The organism is Aurantiacibacter suaedae (genome assembly GCF_005434915.1).
Taxonomy (GTDB): domain Bacteria; phylum Pseudomonadota; class Alphaproteobacteria; order Sphingomonadales; family Sphingomonadaceae; genus Alteraurantiacibacter; species Alteraurantiacibacter suaedae.
Genome location: NZ_SKCG01000001.1, coordinates 292,012 through 309,112, shown reverse-complemented (window position 1 = coordinate 309,112; position 17,101 = coordinate 292,012). Strand labels below are relative to the sequence as shown.

General features: G+C 64.3%; 11 protein-coding genes. 2 read left to right on the top strand and 9 right to left on the bottom strand.

All coding sequences use genetic code 11. The features are described from left to right. The 8 genes from dnaE to recG form a co-directional block, all read right to left on the bottom strand. A complete protein-coding gene (gene dnaE / locus E0473_RS01420) occupies positions 1-3,564 on the bottom strand; it encodes a DNA polymerase III subunit alpha (protein WP_137679081.1) in 3,564 nt (1,187 codons plus the stop codon). Positions 3,565-3,639: 75 nt separating this feature from the next. Then, positions 3,640-3,975: a hypothetical protein gene (locus tag E0473_RS01415; protein WP_137679080.1), complete on the bottom strand. Its 336-nt coding sequence runs from the start codon at positions 3,973-3,975 to the stop codon at positions 3,640-3,642. 74 nt (positions 3,976-4,049) lie between these two features. Next, on the bottom strand, positions 4,050-4,328 hold the full coding sequence (locus E0473_RS01410; RefSeq protein ID WP_137679079.1) for a hypothetical protein: 279 nt from the start codon (positions 4,326-4,328) through the stop codon (positions 4,050-4,052). Between the two features lie 66 nt (positions 4,329-4,394). Then, positions 4,395-5,069, bottom strand: a complete 675-nt coding sequence (locus E0473_RS01405) for an ABC transporter ATP-binding protein (RefSeq protein WP_137679078.1) — start codon at positions 5,067-5,069, stop codon at positions 4,395-4,397. Beyond that, on the bottom strand, positions 5,062-6,303 hold the full coding sequence (locus E0473_RS01400; protein WP_137679077.1) for a lipoprotein-releasing ABC transporter permease subunit: 1,242 nt from the start codon (positions 6,301-6,303) through the stop codon (positions 5,062-5,064). Before E0473_RS01400 ends, E0473_RS01405 begins: the two co-directional genes overlap by 8 nt. A 91-nt stretch (positions 6,304-6,394) precedes the next feature. Beyond that, positions 6,395-7,747, bottom strand: a complete 1,353-nt coding sequence (locus E0473_RS01395; protein WP_137679076.1) for an aldehyde dehydrogenase family protein — start codon at positions 7,745-7,747, stop codon at positions 6,395-6,397. A gap of 150 nt (positions 7,748-7,897) precedes the next feature. Continuing rightward, entirely contained in the window at positions 7,898-10,351 is a 2,454-nt protein-coding gene (locus tag E0473_RS01390) for a TonB-dependent receptor (protein ID WP_241657280.1), read from the bottom strand. A 165-nt stretch (positions 10,352-10,516) separates the two neighbouring features. After that, positions 10,517-12,586, bottom strand: a complete 2,070-nt coding sequence (recG, locus tag E0473_RS01385; protein WP_137680002.1) for an ATP-dependent DNA helicase RecG — start codon at positions 12,584-12,586, stop codon at positions 10,517-10,519. Positions 12,587-12,634: 48 nt separating this feature from the next. Between recG and E0473_RS01380 the strand changes: the two genes are divergently transcribed. Next, the gene (locus E0473_RS01380) at positions 12,635-12,904 is read left to right on the top strand and encodes an FAD assembly factor SdhE (RefSeq protein WP_137679075.1); all 270 of its coding nucleotides are present in this window, start codon (positions 12,635-12,637) and stop codon (positions 12,902-12,904) included. A gap of 37 nt (positions 12,905-12,941) precedes the next feature. Continuing rightward, positions 12,942-16,421 carry a transcription-repair coupling factor gene (mfd, locus tag E0473_RS01375; RefSeq protein ID WP_137679074.1) on the top strand — a complete coding sequence of 1,160 codons (3,480 nt, stop codon included), beginning with the start codon at positions 12,942-12,944 and terminating at the stop codon, positions 16,419-16,421. Here the strand turns inward: mfd and E0473_RS15695 are convergent. Beyond that, the gene (locus tag E0473_RS15695; protein ID WP_137679073.1) at positions 16,418-17,089 is read right to left on the bottom strand and encodes a CatB-related O-acetyltransferase; all 672 of its coding nucleotides are present in this window, start codon (positions 17,087-17,089) and stop codon (positions 16,418-16,420) included. The genes mfd and E0473_RS15695 overlap by 4 nt on opposite strands. Positions 17,090-17,101 lie beyond the last annotated feature (12 nt).

Sequence of the window (17,101 nt, the reverse complement as noted above, 5' to 3'; positions counted from 1 at the left end):
CTAGGCCACAAGGCGCAGGTGCCCGATCCCCCGGATCGGCGCGAGATTAGCCCCGCCCAGCCCGGCAACGTTCGCCAGTTTATCGACCAGCGAGCCATCGAGCGCGAAGTCGCGGCCGAGCAGCACGCTTGGCTCCTGTTCCTCACCGATGCGCAGGCGCACGAGCACCTCGCCGTGGCCCGGCTGCCCCGGTTCGAGCATCGCGCGCAAGGTAGCAAGGCCCGCTTCATCGTAGACATCGACGCGCAGGATCATTTTCGCCGAGCCCGTCACCTCGGCCAGCGGCTTGGCCCCGCGCACGGTGACGCGCGGCGGCTCGTCGGGGCTCGGGCTGTCGAGTTCGACGTTCAGCAGCACGCAGGTGCCCTCTGAGGCCCAGCGCTGGAAGCTTTCGACCAGCCCCTCCTCGAAACAGGCGGCGGAGAAGTTGCCGGTGCTGTCCGAGAAATCGGCGCGGATGAATTCGGCCCCACGCTTGGTGCGGCCCTTGCTTGCGCCCTCGACCATCGCCGCGACCACCGCGTTCTCGCGGCCACCGCGGACTCCGCCGGTCATCAGCGAGGCATAGGTCCGCGCCCCTTGCGCCGAGGCGGCATGGCGGAATTGTTCGACCGGGTGAGCGGCGAAGTAGAACCCGAAGTTCTCGCGCTCCGCCGCCATCTGCTCGGCGCGCGGCCAAGGCTTGGCCTCGACCAGACGCACCTCGGGCTCGGCATGGTCGTCGCCGCCGAACAGGCCCGCCTGCCCGCTTGAGCGCTCGCGGCTCGCGGCATCGGCGACCGCCATCAGCATGTCGGCATTGGCGAGCACCTTGGCGCGGTTGGGTTCGAGCACGTCGAATGCACCCGACGCGGCGAGGCTTTCGAGCTGACGGCGGTTCATCGCGCCTGCGGGCATCCGTTCGAAGACGTCGGTGAGGCTGGCGAAGGCTCCGCGCGTCTCGCGCTCTGCCACCACCTGCTCCATCGCCCTCTCACCCACATTGCGCAGACCGGCGAGAGCGAAGCGCACGGCGTAGCCCTCTTCGGTCTGCTCGACGTGGAACTCGGCCTCCGAATGGTTGATACAGGGGCCGAGCAGCTTCAGCCCGTTGCGCCTGAGGTCGTCGACGAACACCGCCAGCTTTTCCGACTGGTGCATGTCGAAGCACATCGAGCCGGCGTAAAACTCCTCCGGATAGTGCGCCTTCAGCCACGCGGTTTGATAGGCGAGCAGCGCATATGCGGCGGCGTGCGACTTGTTGAAGCCGTAGCCGGCGAACTTGTCGATCAAGTCGAACAGCTTGTTGGCCTCGTCCTTTTCGATGCCCGAGACCTCCTTGCAGCCCTCACAGAAACGCAGGCGCTGGGCGTCCATCTCGGCCTGGATCTTCTTGCCCATGGCGCGGCGCAGCAGGTCGGCGTCGCCGAGCGAATAGCCCGCGAGGATCTGCGCGGCCTGCATCACCTGTTCCTGATAGACGAAAATGCCGTAGGTCTCTTCGAGGATGCCCCTCAGCTTTTCGTGCGGGTAGATGATCTCCTCTTCGCCCGCTTTGCGCCTGCCAAAGCTCGGGATATTGTCCATCGGGCCGGGGCGGTAAAGCGAGACCAGCGCGATAATATCCTCGAATTTTGTGGGCTTTACCGCAGTCAGCGTACGGCGCATCCCTTCCGATTCCAGCTGGAACACGCCGACCGTGTCGCCGCGCTTGAGCAGCTCGAACACGGCGGGATCGTCCCATGCCAGCTTGTCCAGCTCCACCTCGATCCCGCGGCGAGCGAGCAGGTCGACCGCCTTGCGCAGCACCGACAGCGTCTTGAGGCCGAGGAAGTCGAACTTGACCAGTCCGCTGTCTTCCACATGCTTCATGTCGAACTGCGTCACCGGCATGTCCGAGCGCGGATCGCGGTAAAGCGGCACCAGTTGCGATAAGGGCCGGTCGCCGATCACCACACCCGCCGCGTGGGTGGACGAGTTGCGCGGGAAGCCTTCGAGCTGGATCGCCAGATCGACGAGCCGCTTCACCTCGTTGTCGTTCGAATATTCGCGCTTGAAGTCCGCCGCGCCATTGAGGGTGCGCGGCAGGGTCCAGGGGTCGGTCGGGTGGTTGGGGACCATCTTGGTCAGCCGGTCGACCTGGCCATAGGGCATCTGCAAAATGCGCCCGCAATCGCGCAGCACGGCGCGGGCCTTCATCTTGCCGAAGGTGATGATCTGCGCGACGTGGTCGTGGCCATACTTGGCCTGCACATAGCGGATCACCTCGCCGCGCCGCGTTTCGCAGAAGTCGATGTCGAAGTCGGGCATGGAAACGCGTTCAGGGTTGAGGAAACGTTCGAAGAGCAGCCCCAACCGGATCGGGTCAAGATCGGTGATGGTGAGCGCCCAGGCCACCAGCGAACCTGCGCCGGAACCGCGCCCCGGCCCCACCGGAATGCCTTGTGCCTTGGCCCACTTGATGAAGTCGGCAACGATCAGGAAGTAGCCGGGAAAGCCCATCCGCTGGATGATCCCGACCTCGAAATCGAGGCGTTTCGCATATTCGCGGAACTCTTCGAGATGGCCCGCTTCGCCGAGCGCGTCGAACACCGGCGCCGCTTCCTCGCCGCCCGCAGAGATCGTCTCCAGCGCGGCGACCAGTCCGGCTTCCTCGGCCTCGGGGTAATACGGCGCGATCCGCATGGCGAGGCCCTTGCGCGCATCCTCCTCAAGCATCCGCGCCTCGCCCTCCTGATCGCCCGCGAGGCTGGGCAGGATCGGTTTGCGCTTGGGCGGCGCGAAGGCGCAGCGCTGCGCCACCACGAGCGTGTTCGCCAGCGCTTCGGGGAGGTCGGCGAACAGCTCCTCCATCATCGAGGCGGGCTTGATGTAGGTCTGCGCGTTCGAGGTGGGCCGGTCGGAACTGTCGAGCTGCGACGAATTGGCGATGCACAGCATGGCATCGTGCGCCTTGTGCATGTGCGGCTCACCATAGTGCGCGGGGTTGGTCGCCACCAGCGGCAGGTCGCGGGCATAGGCAAGGTCGATCAGCGCACCCTCGGCCGCCTCTTCGACCGGATCGCCGCGCCGCGCCAGTTCAATGTAGAGCTTGCCGGGAAACAGCTCTTCAAGCTGGCTCAGCAGCTCCTCGGCCTGCGCGGTCTGGCCCTGAGCCAGCCATCGCGCCAAGGCGCCCTCGCCCGCGCCGGTCAGCGCGATCAGGTCGTCGGTGTGGCCGGCCAGATCGCCAAGCTGGACGTGCGGCTCGAGCTCCAGCGGGCGGTCGAGATGCGCGCGGCTGACGAGGTGGCACAGGTTGTTCCACCCGTCGTCGCCCTGCGCGAACAGCGGCAGATAATCGACCACCTCTCCGGTGACATCGCGCGCCACGCCCAGGAGCGTGCCGATAATCGGTTGCACCCCTTCGCCTTTACAGGCTCCAGCAAAGGCGGATGAGCCATAAAGGCCGTTGCGGTCGCAAACGGCGATGGCTGGAAAGCCACGCTCTTTCGCCAGTTTGGCGATCTGTTTCGGATCGATCGCGGCCTCCAGCATCGAGAAGCTGGAAAAGACTCGCAGGGGAACAAAGGGAGCGTATGCCATGGATTAGTGAATGTGCGGAGCGCGGCGCTGTCGATCAAGGGCCCTGACACAAGGTTTGGGGAAAACCTGGAGCGGTCAGCTATCCTTGCCATCCTTCGCGGCGATCTTGCGGCGCGTGTCGCGAATGGTCGACCAGGCACCATAGGCAATGAGCGCGGCGAGGAACATCCATACCCACACCGGAATGTCCTGCCCGAACACGGCGAGATACAGATAGGCCGAGACGAAGAAGAAGCCGGCCAGCATCGTCGGTGCCACGGTCGAGCGGCCCGCCCGTGCCCGCTTCACCAGCCACCCTATCGAAGCGAGGAAGAACGGGATCGCGCCGATATAGATCGCGCCGAAGATGTAAGGATTGACGCCGTATTGCGCGCCGAGGCCTAAGAACCAGTCGTTAAACGATGCCAGCACGCGCGACTCCCATGCCTTTGGCGCGCCTCATTGATCGCCTGCCGCGAACCTAGGCGTTCGCGGCAGGCGATCAATCATTTGCGCGGAAAATCCTCTCGCGCGGCGAGCGCGACGATTTCGTCCGCATGAAATTCGCGGTCGCCGGCCTTCTGGATGTAATATTCGCGCCGCTCTTCTTCCGGCAGCGCTGCGATCTGGGCGACCAGCTCCGCAAAGGTGCCGCTGCGGATAGCCTTGGCGCGATCAAGCACGCCATCGCCATCGCCGACCACGTGGAGAAACGCCCGATCATCCCACTGGATGCCGACGCGGTTGGTCCCCTCCGCCTTATAGCTGCTGGGAAAATCGACCATGCTAGAACACTCCTATTCTGTGCCTCATCAACGCCCGAGCAAGCGCCCGGTTTCCGCGTGAATGCGCTAAGCCAATCGGCCTTCCGAGAGGCGCACCACCCGGTCCATCCGTGCTGCAAGCCGCTCGTTGTGCGTGGCCACCAATGCAGAGCTGCCCTGCCCGCGGACCAGTTCGAGGAACTGGGCGAAGACCTTGTCCGACGTGACTTCGTCGAGATTGCCGGTAGGCTCATCAGCGAGCACCAGCAACGGCTTGTTCGCCAGTGCGCGCGCCACGGCCACGCGCTGCTGCTCGCCGCCCGAAAGCTGACTCGGCCGGTGCGTCAGCCGGTGTGCGAGGCCGAGCGCGCTAAGCAGGTCACGCGCGCGTGCTTCCGCCTCACTCCGGCTCACGCCGAGCAACAACTGCGGCAGGACCACGTTCTCTTCGGCGGAGAAATCGGGCAGCAGGTGGTGGAACTGATAAACGAAGCCAAGGTTTTCGCGGCGCAGCGTCGTGCGCTCGGCGGCATTGGCCTTGCTGGCGTCGGTGCCTGCCAGTTCGATCCGGCCCGAGAAGCCGCCCTCAAGCAAGCCCACCGCCTGCAACATGGTCGACTTGCCCGAACCCGAAGGGCCGAGCAGGGCCACGATCTCGCCGGGCTGGATTGTCAGATCGACTCCGCGCAACACTTCGATCACCACGCCGCCCTGCTCGAAATTGCGGGCCAGCGAGGTGAGGCGGACGACAGGACTATTCATAGCGCAGCACCTCGACCGGATCGGTGTTCGCGGCGCGATAGGCCGGGTAGAGCGTGGCGAGGAACGACAGCCCCATGGCCATGCCGGCAATCGCGAGCACCTCGAACGGATCGGTGCGCGAGGGCAGTTCGGACAGGAAACGGATCTGCGGGTCCCACAGGTTCTGTCCGGTCACCACCTCGATCACCTTCACGATGGACTGGCGGAAATGGAGCACCACGAAGCCGAGGGTGAGCCCCGCCATGGTGCCGATCACGCCGATGGCCGAGCCGGTGGTGACAAAGATCTTCATCAGCGAATTGCGCCGCGCGCCCATCGTCCGCATGATTGCGATGTCGCGCGTTTTCGAACGCACCAGCATCACCAGCGAGGACAGGATGTTGAACGCGGCCACCAGCACGATGATCGACAGCGCGAAGGCCATCGCCACCCGCTCAACCTGCAAGGCCTCGAACAGCGAGGCGTTGAGGCTCTTCCAGTCGGTCAACACCGCGCGGCCCGAGATCGCCTGCTGCACCGGCGCTAGGATTTCGCCCACCTTATCGGGATCGTCCACCTGCACCTCGATCATGCCGATGGTGTCCCCCGTGAGCAGAAGGGTCTGCGCATTGGGGATCGGCATAATGATGAAGCGTTCGTCGAAATCGTAGAGGCCGACCTCGAAAATGCCCGTGACCGTGTAGCCCACCTGCCGCGGATAGGTGCCGAAGGGCGTGGTGCGGCCCTGCGGGTTGATGATCGTGATCGTATCGCCGAGCCGCAGCCCCAGGTTGAGAGCAAGCCGCGAACCGATGGCAACATTGCGCTCGCCAGGCTTGAGATCGTCTAGCGAGCCCGAGACGAGATTCTGCTTCATCTCGGCGATGTCTTCCGCCGTGTTCCCGCGCACGAACACCGCATCGGCCCGGCCTTCGTAACTCGCGAGCAGCGGCTTCTCGATCATGGGCGAGGCTTTGGTAACGCCCTCCGTCGAGCGCACGATCTCCAGCACTTGCTGCCAATCGTCAATCTTGTCGCCATAGCCCTGGATCACGGCATGGCCATTGAGGCCAGTGATGCGATCAAGTAGTTCGGCGCGAAAGCCGTTCATCACGCTCATTACGATCACCAGCATGGCGACCGAAAGCATCACGACGGTGATGGAAATGCCAGCAACCAGCGCGATCACGGCTTCGCCGCGACCGGGTAGCATGTAGCGTTTGGCAACCGTCCATTCGAAAGGGCTGAGAAGCAAGGGCCTGCGTTTCTGTTTGGTTAAACAACTGGCACGCGTCTAGGCGGCATAGCCCGGCCCGGCAATCGAAAAGCCGGGCCGGGTCGCGATATCAGGCCTCGGCCGTGTGGCGATAAACCGCGCGTTCGTGGCTGAAGGCCTTGAACCCGAAATAGCCGTGGTACGAGCCCGTGCCGCTGGCATTGACGCCGCCGAACGGCAGGTTGTTTTCGAGATAGTGCGAGAACACGCCGTTCACCGTGACCCCGCCCGAGCTGGTGCGCTGGAGTACCTTCTCGACCGTTTCATCATTCGGGCTGAACACATAGAGCGCGAGCGGCTTGTCGCGTGCCTCGATGTAGCCGATAGCCTGATCGATATCGTCGTAGGTCATCACCGGCAGCAGCGGCGCGAAGATTTCCTCCTGCAGGATGGTCATCTGCGGGGTCACATCAGTCAGCATGGTCGGGTGGACGGTCAGCGTGTCCTCTTCGAACGTGCCGCCCACGGCGACTGTCGCGCCCTTCGCCACGGCATCGTCGAACAGGCCCTTCACCCGCTTGAAGTTGGTTTCATTGACGACCTGCGCGATGGCCTCGTGCTTGATCTCGCCCTGTTCGTAGAGGTTGGTCTCGACGTTGCTGGCGAAGGCTTCGACCAGCGCATCTTTCTGGCTTTCCTTCACGAACACATAGTCGGGACAGATGCAGGCCTGCCCGCCGTTAAACTGCTTGGCACCGGCGAGCGCGGCACCGATGGCGGCGACATCAGCACCCTCGTCGACGATGACAGGTGACTTGCCGCCCAGCTCCAGCGTGACGCTGGCGAGGTTCTTCGCCGCAGCCGTCATCACGATTTTGCCGACCTTGGTGCTGCCGGTAAAGAAGATGTGGTTGAACGGCAGATCGAGCAGCGCCTCGGCCACGCTCACGTCGCCTTCGAACACGGCGGCCTCGTTCTCGTCGAACACCTCTTCGACGATGGCCTTGGCGATCTTCGCGGTGGCCGGGCACAGGTCGGTCAGCTTGACCATGCAGACGTTGCCCGCCGCCACTGCCGCCGCGAGCGGGCCGAAAGTTAAACCCAGCGGGAAGTTCCACGGCCCGAGGATCAGGCACACGCCGCGTGCCTCGTAGACGATCTCGGCCTTGTCGTCAGGGTTCGAGGACGAGCCTACCTCGGTCGGTTTCATCCAATCGTCGAGGCTTTCGATGTTGCGCTGGATGTTGCCGAGGATGTTGAGCACCTCGGTCACACGAATTTCGCCCTCGGGCTTGCGGGTATCTTCGCGCACGGCGGCGATGATGTCGTCGGTGCGGGCGCCGATCACGTCCTTCAGCTTCGTAAGCTTGGCCTTACGCGTCTCGGCACTCGAAGCCTTCACCTCCCACTGGTGTTCTTGCTGCGCGGCGAACACGCGTTTGATGTCGGCGGCAAGATCGGCGGCGGTCGGCTGGGTGGTCATCGGGCTATCCCTCCAAATTGACTTTGACCGCCCATTTGGGGCGGCAGGGCGTCACTGGCAAGAGCGATGTCCTGACGGCCTCCGCATACGAAAAAGGCGCCCCGGTGAGGGAGCGCCTTTTCCTTTACGGATCGAACCCGAGCCTTTCGCTTAGTAGCGATAGCCCAGCGTCAGGCCATAGGTGCGCGGCGGCAGGTAGGTCGCGCCGATCACGCGGCCCGTCGACAGCGCGAAGGTGCTCGACCGGCGCAGCGTGTCACCGATGTTGCGGACATAGCCGAGCGCATAGAGGCCGCCGTTGTTGTCTTCCCAGCGAAGCGAGGCGTCGAACATCGTGTAGGCCTCCGAGCCTTCAACCAGGCGGTTGAACTCGGTGAAGAACACGTCCGAACGACCATACATGTCACCCGCAAGGGTGAGCGTGCCGCCCAGCAGATCCTGCGAGGCATCAAGCTCGGCGCGCAGGTTGTACGACCATTCGGGCGTGTTGCGCGTCGGGTTGCCAGCCAGCTGGATGCGGCAAGGGCCAAAGTCGTCAAGCGAATCCGCCGGGCACGGGCCGCCAAAGGCGGTCGGGCTGGGGTTGGTCACCGGGTCATAGGCCGGTTGACCGGGCTGCGACACGTTAACCGGATCAAGCGGATCAAGCGTGACGAAATCGTCGTACTTGCTGTCGGTGTAGCTGAGGCCGCCCGAAAGACGGAAGATTTCCACCGGACGGAACGAGAAATCGGCCTCGAACCCGGTCGCGCTGGTCTCGGCTGCGTTCTCGAAGATCGTGGTGAAGCCAGCGGGGCCGCCACCCACGGTCTTGTTGATCTGCAGACCCGTCAGTTCGTAGGTATAGCCCGCAAGGTTCAGCGTCAGCATCCGGTCGAACAGCTGCAGCTTGGCGCCGATTTCGTGGTTCACCACGCTCTCGGGGTCGACGATCGTGGTCGAACCGGCAGCGTTCTCACCCGAGCCGGCCTTGAAGCCTTCCGAATAGGTGTAATAGAACAGCATGTCCGAGTTCGGCTCCCAGCTGATGCCGAGTTCCGGGGTGAAGTCCTCGAAGGTCCGCTCAGTGAAGGTGCCCTCGTTGGTGTTGACGAGAATAGTCGACACCGCCGGATTGGCGTTGGCCGTCATGATGATCGACGGGTTGCGGCTGTCGACCTCTTCATGGCTCCAGCGACCGCCGAGCTTGATCGAGACGCCATCCAGGCCGAACTTGGCCATGTCGAAGTTCAGCTGACCAAAGGCGGCATAGGCCTCGGTTCCGAGGTTGGAGCGCAGGCACACGCGGTTGGGCGCAGCGCCAGCCTGGAACGCGCACATGTCGAGCGATTCGGCCAGCGAGATCGAACCGACCGGAGCAGGCGTACCGTCGATCACCACCGGGCGGGTGGCGAGCGTGGTGATGTTGCTCTGCATACCGGTAGTGCTTGAAAGCCCGACCTGATCGCGCGGCTTCTGACGCTCGTTGAAGTAGTAGAGGCCAGCCACACCAGTGACGAAATCGGTATCGATCGCGAGTTGCAGTTCGTTAGAGAACTGCTCGGCATCGATCGTGCGGGTCTGCACCGTGGTGGCCTGAGGCAACCGGTTCACGACCGCCGAAATGTCGAGATCCTGGATCAGCTGCGTGTCAAACTTGCGATAGTTGGCAAGGTTGGTCACCCGCAGGTTCTCGTTAAGGTCGATGCCGAGGTTCGCGGAGAAGCTGTAGGTCTCGGTATCGACCGAGGGCGGTTCGTCGCTCGAAAGATCGCGCGGGTCGCTGGCAAAGCCGCCGGCTCCGATAGGTGCAAGGCGCGTCACGCCGGGGAAGGCGGGAGCCGAATAGTGCACCGCACCCGAATTGTCGTGCTGGCCGTAGAATTCGGCGCCAAGCAGCAGATCCCAGCCCTGATCGAAATCAAACAGCAGCTGACCGCGAACCATCTGGCGCGAATTGTCATCGACGTCCCAGCCATTGACCGGATCGACACCGTAACCGGAGCGCTCATCGACGCGGCCCGCCAGGCGGAACATCACACCATCGGTGATCGGGCCGCCGATGCCGACTTCCGCCGACTTCGTCTCGTAGTTGCCAAGGGTGAACTGGGCATCGACTGTCAGGTAGTCAGTCGGTTTCTTGGTGATCAGGTTGATCGAACCGCCCACCGCGTTACGGCCATAAAGGCTGCCCTGCGGGCCGCGCAGCACTTCGACGCGCTCGAGGTCGAACATCGAGGTTAGCTGCGCTTCGGCACGCGCGACATAGGCGCCATCGACGTGCATGGCGACGCCGGTGCTCGATCCCGTGGTCGAGGTGTTGGCGCCCACGCCGCGGATGAATACCTTGGCCTGGTTGAAGTCGTTACCGAAGGTCACCGAAGGCACGGCCGACTGAATGTCCGACAGGTTGGAAATGCCGCGGTCAGCCAGCAGTTCGCCGCCGACAGCCGAAACCGCCACCGAAACGTCCTGCATATCCTGCGCACGCTTGTTCGCGGTAACGATGATCATGTCGTCGTCGGCAGGCGCGGAATCCTGCGCCAAGGCCGGGGCTGCTACCGCGAGCGCCACCATCGACACGGTGCCAAGACGGGCGACGCGAGCGAAATTTCTGGGGGTCATTATTGTTCCTCTTCCTGCAATACGAGTTGTTGCGAGCGCAACTGACAAAGATTGCGGAAGGCGCATTTGATCCGTCGCAAAGATTATGCAATGCCGAGTAGACAGGTAGTATAAATTATACCCAAGTGTTGCCTCGAGGGCACACCGGATTGCGGTGATGAAAATCTAGCCGCCGCGCAGCATCTGCACGCCCCAATCGCGCTCCAGCAGATAGAGCAAGGTCCGCGCAGCCTGCCCGCGCGGACCATCGAGCCCGCCGTCGCGCTCGACGAGCAGACGCGCATCGTCACTGGCCATTTCGCCATACTTCTGCACTTGTTCGAGGCTCGCGATGGAAAAGCCATCCTCGCCGCTCTGCCGCGTGCCGAGCAGTTCGCCGCCGCCGCGAAGCTCCAGATCCTGTTCGGCGAGATAGAACCCGTCCTGGCTCTCCCGCATCAGGGCGAGGCGCTGCTTGCCCACTTCGGAAAGCTCGCTGCTGCGCAGAAGAAGGCAGACCGATTTCTCCGACCCGCGTCCAACCCGGCCGCGCAGCTGGTGGAGCTGAGCAAGGCCAAACCGCTCGGCCTGTTCGATCACCATCAGGGTGGAACTGGGCACGTCGACGCCGACTTCGATCACTGTGGTCGCCACCAGCAGCTTGGCCCCGCCGCTGGCAAACCGCGCCATGGCTGCGTCCTTCTGTTCCGGCGTTAGCTGGCCGTGAACCAGTACCACGTCATCGCCGAAGCGCTCCTTCAACGAAGCGAAACGGGCTTCGGCGGCAGCAATGTCATCGCTCGCGGTTTCACTGTCGCTTACCATCGGGCAGACCCAGTAGGCTTGTTGCCCGCTCGCTACATGCCGCGCCACACCCTCGACCACATCGCCGAGCCGGTCGAGCGCGATCACGCGGGTATCAATTGGCTGGCGACCGGGCGGCATCTCGTCGAGGCGGCTGACGTCCATCTCGCCATATTGCGCGAGCACCAGCGTGCGCGGGATCGGCGTTGCGGTCATGGCGAGGGTATGCGGGGTAACGCGGCCCTTCTGCGTTAGCATCAGCCGCTGCGAGACGCCGAAGCGATGCTGCTCGTCGATCACCACCAGCCCGAGATTGCGGTAGCTGACCGTGGGCTGGAAAATGGCGTGGGTGCCGACGAGAATCTGCACCGAGCCATCGACCAACCCCATGAGGATACCTTCGCGCGCCCTGCCCTTGTCGCGCCCGGTCAGCAGTTCGATGCTGACCCCGGTGGGCGCGGCCATCTTGCGCAGCGTTTCGAAATGCTGCCGCGCGAGGATCTCGGTCGGCGCGAGCAGCGCCGCCTGTGCGCCCGCCTCAACCGCTGCCAGCATCGCCTCCAGCGCCACGACGGTCTTGCCCGCACCGACATCGCCTTGCAGCAGCCGCAACATCGGGCTCGCCTGCGCCATGTCGCCGGTGATCTCGGCAATCGAGCGCTTCTGCGCTCCCGTTAGTGGGAACGGCAGCGCGAGCTTGTCGCGCAAGGTTCCGTCGCCCTGGAGGCTCTGGCCCTTGCGCGCCTTGTTGCTCTGCCGCACCAGCATCAGCGCCAGCGCATTGGCGAACAGCTCGTCATAAGCGAGCCGGTCGCGTGCGTTGGCCGCCTCGCCCGCGTGCGCAAGCCGCAGCGCCTCTGCCCACTGTGGCCAGCCTTCACGCGCAAGCAGGCCCGGCTCGATCCATTCGGCCAGCTCGGGCATTCGCGCCAGGGCCTGCTCGACCATTGCACCGACACGCGGCTGCGTCAGCCCTTCGGCGAGGCGGTAAACCGGCTCGATCAGGCGGCCCATCGCGCCCGCGCTGTCGTCAGCCACGTGATCGGGATGCACGATCTGCAGCATATCGCCATACTGGTCGAGCCGCCCGGCGACCCAGCGCCTCTCGCCCACCGGAAGCTGCTTCTTCGCATTGTAGCTGGCGCGCCCGAAATAGGTCAGCGCGCAGATGTTGCCCTTGGCGTCCGCCGCCAGCACCCGATACGGTCCGCGCCCCGGATTGCGCGGCGCACGGTGTTCTGTCGCCGTGAGCGCGACGACGATTTGCTCGCCCACCAGCGCCTCGTCGAGATCGGCCACGCTGCGCCGCGCCACGAACCGCTCGGGCAGATGATAAAGCACGTCGCGCACCCGCTCCAGCCCGAGGCGTTCGAGCGGCTTCTTCAGCTTGGGGCCGATGCCATCGAGGCTGTCGATCTCGGCAAACAGTGGGTTAAGCTCTTCAGGGCGCATGGTCGAAGCTCTAGCCCAAGCCGCGCGCATCGGATAGGAGGCGCGGCGATGATTACCCCAGGCCATTCCACCCGCCTCGCCCGCGCCAAGTTCCGCGCCTGGCACCGGGGCACCCGTGAGGCGGACTACACCATCGGTTGCTACTTCGACGCCTTCCACCAAGGCTGGGACGAAGCGCAGCTGGTGTGGTTCGAGAAACTGCTCGATGCGGAGGATGTCGATATCCTCGCTTGGGCACTGGGCACTGCCGAGGCTCCGGCGGAGTTTCACGGGCCGCAACTGGAGGCCTTGCGCAAACTGGATTACGTGCGCATCTGAGCGCCCTTCCCCGCCGTAGCCGATCCAGACACGCACCATGCCCGACATCTCCCGCATTCTCTCGGCGGATACACCGCTCACGCTGTCCTCACTCGTGCGCGGCGCGCAGCCGCTGGTGCTGGCCGACCTCACCCGCGCTTCAAAAGGTCGCGCGGTGTTCGTCGCGCCAGACGATGCGGCGATGCGCGCCGTGGCCGACGCGGCGCAATACTTCGCGCCCGAACTGGAGGTGATCGAGTTCCCCGCCTGGGATTGTCTGCCCTACGACCGCGCAAGCCCCGCCCTGTCGGTCAGCGCGCGGCGGCTGTCGGCGCTTTACCGGTTGCAGCAGGGCAAGCCGGGCACGCAATTGCTGGTCACCACGATCAACGCCGTGCTGCAACGCGTGCTCACGCCGTTCCGCATCCGCGAGGCGGTGCGCGAGCTGAAGCCGGCCGTAAGCATCGGCCACGAGAGCCTTGCCGCGCTGCTGCAACGGCAGGGCTATTCGCGCACCGACACCGTGGTCGACACTGGCGAGTTCGCGGTGCGCGGCTCGATCTTCGATATCTATCCGAGCGGGCTCGAATCAGGCCTCAGGCTCGATTTCTTCGGCGACGAGCTGGAAAGCCTGCGCCTGTTCGATCCGAGCACCCAGCGCACTACGCAGGTGGTGGACAGCCACCTCCTGCTCCCCGCCAGCGAGGCGCTGCTCGACGACGATACGATCAAGCGCTTCCGCAGCCGTTACCGCGAACGCTTCGGCGCCACCGCCACGCAAGACCCGCTTTATGAAGCGGTCAGCGAGGGGCGCAGGCTGGCGGGGATGGAGCACTGGCTGCCGCTGTTCGAAGACCGGCTCGCCACGTTGTTCGACCACCTCGCCCCCGCCGATGTGCTGGTGATGGAGGCAGGGGCTGTCTCGGCCATGGACGAGCGGCTGAAGGACATTGCAGACTACCACCGCCAGCGCGGCGAGGTCTCAGGCCAAGCCAAGGGCAGCTACCGCCCGCTGGCGACCGCAGACCTCTATCTCGCGCCCGACGAAGCCGCCGATCTGTTGGCTAAGTGGCCCGCCCATGTGGCCGATCAGTTCGCCCGCCCTGAAGACGCGAAATCGCTCGACTTCGACTTCCGCTCGGCGCGTGACTTCACGCCCGAACGCTCGCGCGGCGAGAACGTTCACGAGGCCGCCGCCAAGCATTTCACCGCCGTCGGCAAACAGGGCAAGCGCCCGCTGCTCGCCGCCTATTCCCAAGGTTCGCGCGCGCGGATCGTCTCGATCCTTGAGGAAGCCGGAGCACCGGCCACGCTCGCCGCGAGCTGGCAGGAGGCACTGGGGCAGTCGGCCAAGGGGCGGCTTGCGGCGATGGTCCTGCCGCTCGACACTGGCTTTGCCAGCGACGATATCGAGCTGATCACCGAGCAGGATTTGCTGGGTGACCGGCTCGTGCGCCGCCGCAAGAAGAAAAAGGATGCCGACGCCTTCCTCGCCGAATTGCAGGCGCTGCGGCGGGGCGATCTGGTGGTCCATGTCGACCACGGGATCGGCAAGTATCTCGGCCTTGAACCCATCGCCGTGGGCAAGAGCCAGCACGACTGCGTGATGCTGGAATATGCCGGCGGCGATAAGCTCTACATCCCGGTCGAGAACATCGACGTGCTCTCGCGCTATGGCAGCAGCGAGGAAGGCGCGCCGCTGGATAAGCTCGGCGGCGAGGCCTGGCAGAAACGCCGCGCCCGCCTGAAAGAGCGCATCCGCGCCATCGCGGGCGAACTGATGCTGGTCGCCGCCCAGCGCGCCTTGCGCAAGGCTCCGGCGCTGGCGGTGGACGAGGCGAGCTACAACCAGTTCCTCGACCGGTTCCCCTGGCAGGAAACCGAAGATCAGGATCAAGCCATCGCCGATGTGCTGGGTGACCTCGAAAGCGGCAAGCCGATGGACCGGCTCGTCTGCGGCGATGTCGGCTTCGGCAAGACAGAGGTTGCGCTGCGCGCTGCTTTTGTCGCCGCCATGGCGGGGCAGCAGGTGGTGATGGTGGCCCCAACCACGCTGCTGGCGCGCCAGCACTACCAGAACTTCTGCGAGCGCTTCGCCGGGTTCCCGCTGCGGATCGGTCGCCTCTCGCGGCTTGTCGGGGCCAAGGAAGCGAAGGAAACGCGCGAGGCACTGGCGGCGGGCACAATGGACGTTGTGATCGGCACCCACGCGATCCTGTCGAAGAACACCAAGTTCAAGAACCTCGGCCTCGTGCTGGTGGACGAGGAGCAGCGCTTCGGCGTCACCCACAAGGAAAAACTCAAGCAGCTGCGCGCCGACGTCCACGTGCTGACGCTGACCGCCACCCCGATCCCGCGCACCTTGCAGATGGCGATGAGCGGCCTGCGCGAACTCTCCACCATCCAGACCCCGCCGGTCGACCGTCTTGCCGTGCGCACCTACGTGATGGAGTGGGACGAGATGGTCGTGCGCGAGGCCTTGCTGCGCGAACACCATCGCGGCGGGCAGAGCTTCATCGTCGTCCCCCGCATCTCCGACATGGCCGAGATCGAGGACTGGCTGCACAACACCGTTCCGGAAGTGAAATTCGTAACCGCGCACGGCCAGATGGCGCCGAGCGAGATCGAGGAGCGCATGAGCGCGTTCTACGAGAAGAAGTACGACGTGCTGCTCTCGACCACGATCGTTGAAAGCGGGCTCGACCTGCCAAGCGCCAACACCATCATCATCCACCGCGCCGACCGCTTCGGCCTTGCCCAGCTTTACCAGCTGCGCGGGCGCGTCGGCCGTGCGAAAATCCGCGCCTACGCCTATCTCACCACGGCCGAGAACACCGCGCTGTCGGAAGTGGCGGAGAAGCGCCTCAAGGTGCTGAGCGACCTCGATTCGCTCGGTGCGGGTTTCCAGCTTGCCAGCCACGATCTCGACATCCGCGGCGCGGGCAACCTGCTCGGCGACGAGCAATCGGGCCATATCCGCGAGGTCGGGTTCGAACTCTACCAGTCAATGCTGGAAGATGCGATTCTTGCCGCCAAGGCAGGCGATGTCGGGTTGGAGCGCGACAGCTCTGGCCTGTCACCGCAGATCACGGTCGATGCGCCGATCATGATTCCGGAAGACTATGTGCCCGATCTGGCGGTGCGCATGGCGCTTTATCGCCGCCTGAACCAGGCCGAGAACAAGGGCGACCTCGACGCCATGGCCGCCGAGATGATCGACCGGTTTGGCGACCTGCCCGCAGCAACCAAGAACCTCATCCGTCTGATCGAGGTGAAGCAGCAGGCCATCGGTGCCAACATCGCCAAGATCGATGTGGGCGCACGCGGCACGCTCGTCACCTTCCACAATGACGACTTTCCTGATCCTGCCGGTCTGCTTGCCTATGTCGAGCGCCTGCAAGGCACGGCCCGCCTGCGGCCCGACATGAAGCTCGTGATCGAGCGTGCCTGGGGCAACCCGGAGAGCAGGCTCAACGGGCTGTTCCAGCTCACCAAGGGCCTGAGCGGGATCGCCCGCAAAGCGGCGAAGAAGGGTTAGGCGGCAGGCTGCGCCGCGCGCAGGGCCTCGATATTGGCCCCGGTGATGGCGGAGACATTGGCGCTGATTACCTCGGCAGGCCAGTCCCACCAGGCGATCTCAAGCAGTGCTTCGGTCGTTTCCTCGTCGAAGCGCTGCTTGAGGACCTTGGCCGGGTTACCGCCAACGACAGAATAGGCAGGCACGTCCTTCACCACCACCGAATAGGCGCCCACCATCACGCCGTCGCCGATCGTCACACCGGGCATGATCACCGCACCCATTCCGATCCACACGTCGTTGCCGATCACTGTGTCGCCCTTGCGGTTCGGCAAGTCGAACATCGCCAGCATGTCCTCCCCGGTCGTGTGCTGGTCCAGCATGACATTGGGGAACGGATAGGTCGAGAAGCCTGAAGTATCGTGGTTCGCCGAGCTGGTAATGATGCGGACGCCATGCGCGATCTGGCAGAACTTGCCGATCACCAGTTTTTCCGGGCTCGGAGCGAACAGGAATGGCGCGAGAAACGCGGCGTAGTCGTCCAACTCCTCAAGGTGGCCGAAGTAGGTAAAATCGCCGATCGCAATGCGCGGATGATCGATCACCTGATTGAGATGGACCATGGTTTTTACCTCGGTGCCATCGGGCAGGACCATCGGATATTTCTGAGTCGGATCGAGCGATCGCATCGGCGGCACCTC

Coding starts and splice junctions, on each gene's coding strand:
- dnaE (WP_137679081.1), bottom strand. CDS start 3,564: ATGGCATACGCTCCCTTTGTTCCCCTGCGAGTCTTTTCCAGCTTCTCG.
- mfd (WP_137679074.1), top strand. CDS start 12,942: ATGCCCGACATCTCCCGCATTCTCTCGGCGGATACACCGCTCACGCTG.
- E0473_RS01395 (WP_137679076.1), bottom strand. CDS start 7,747: ATGACCACCCAGCCGACCGCCGCCGATCTTGCCGCCGACATCAAACGC.
- E0473_RS15695 (WP_137679073.1), bottom strand. CDS start 17,089: ATGCGATCGCTCGATCCGACTCAGAAATATCCGATGGTCCTGCCCGAT.
- recG (WP_137680002.1), bottom strand. CDS start 12,586: ATGCGCCCTGAAGAGCTTAACCCACTGTTTGCCGAGATCGACAGCCTC.
- E0473_RS01410 (WP_137679079.1), bottom strand. CDS start 4,328: ATGGTCGATTTTCCCAGCAGCTATAAGGCGGAGGGGACCAACCGCGTC.
- E0473_RS01380 (WP_137679075.1), top strand. CDS start 12,635: ATGATTACCCCAGGCCATTCCACCCGCCTCGCCCGCGCCAAGTTCCGC.
- E0473_RS01390 (WP_241657280.1), bottom strand. CDS start 10,351: ATGACCCCCAGAAATTTCGCTCGCGTCGCCCGTCTTGGCACCGTGTCG.
- E0473_RS01405 (WP_137679078.1), bottom strand. CDS start 5,069: ATGAATAGTCCTGTCGTCCGCCTCACCTCGCTGGCCCGCAATTTCGAG.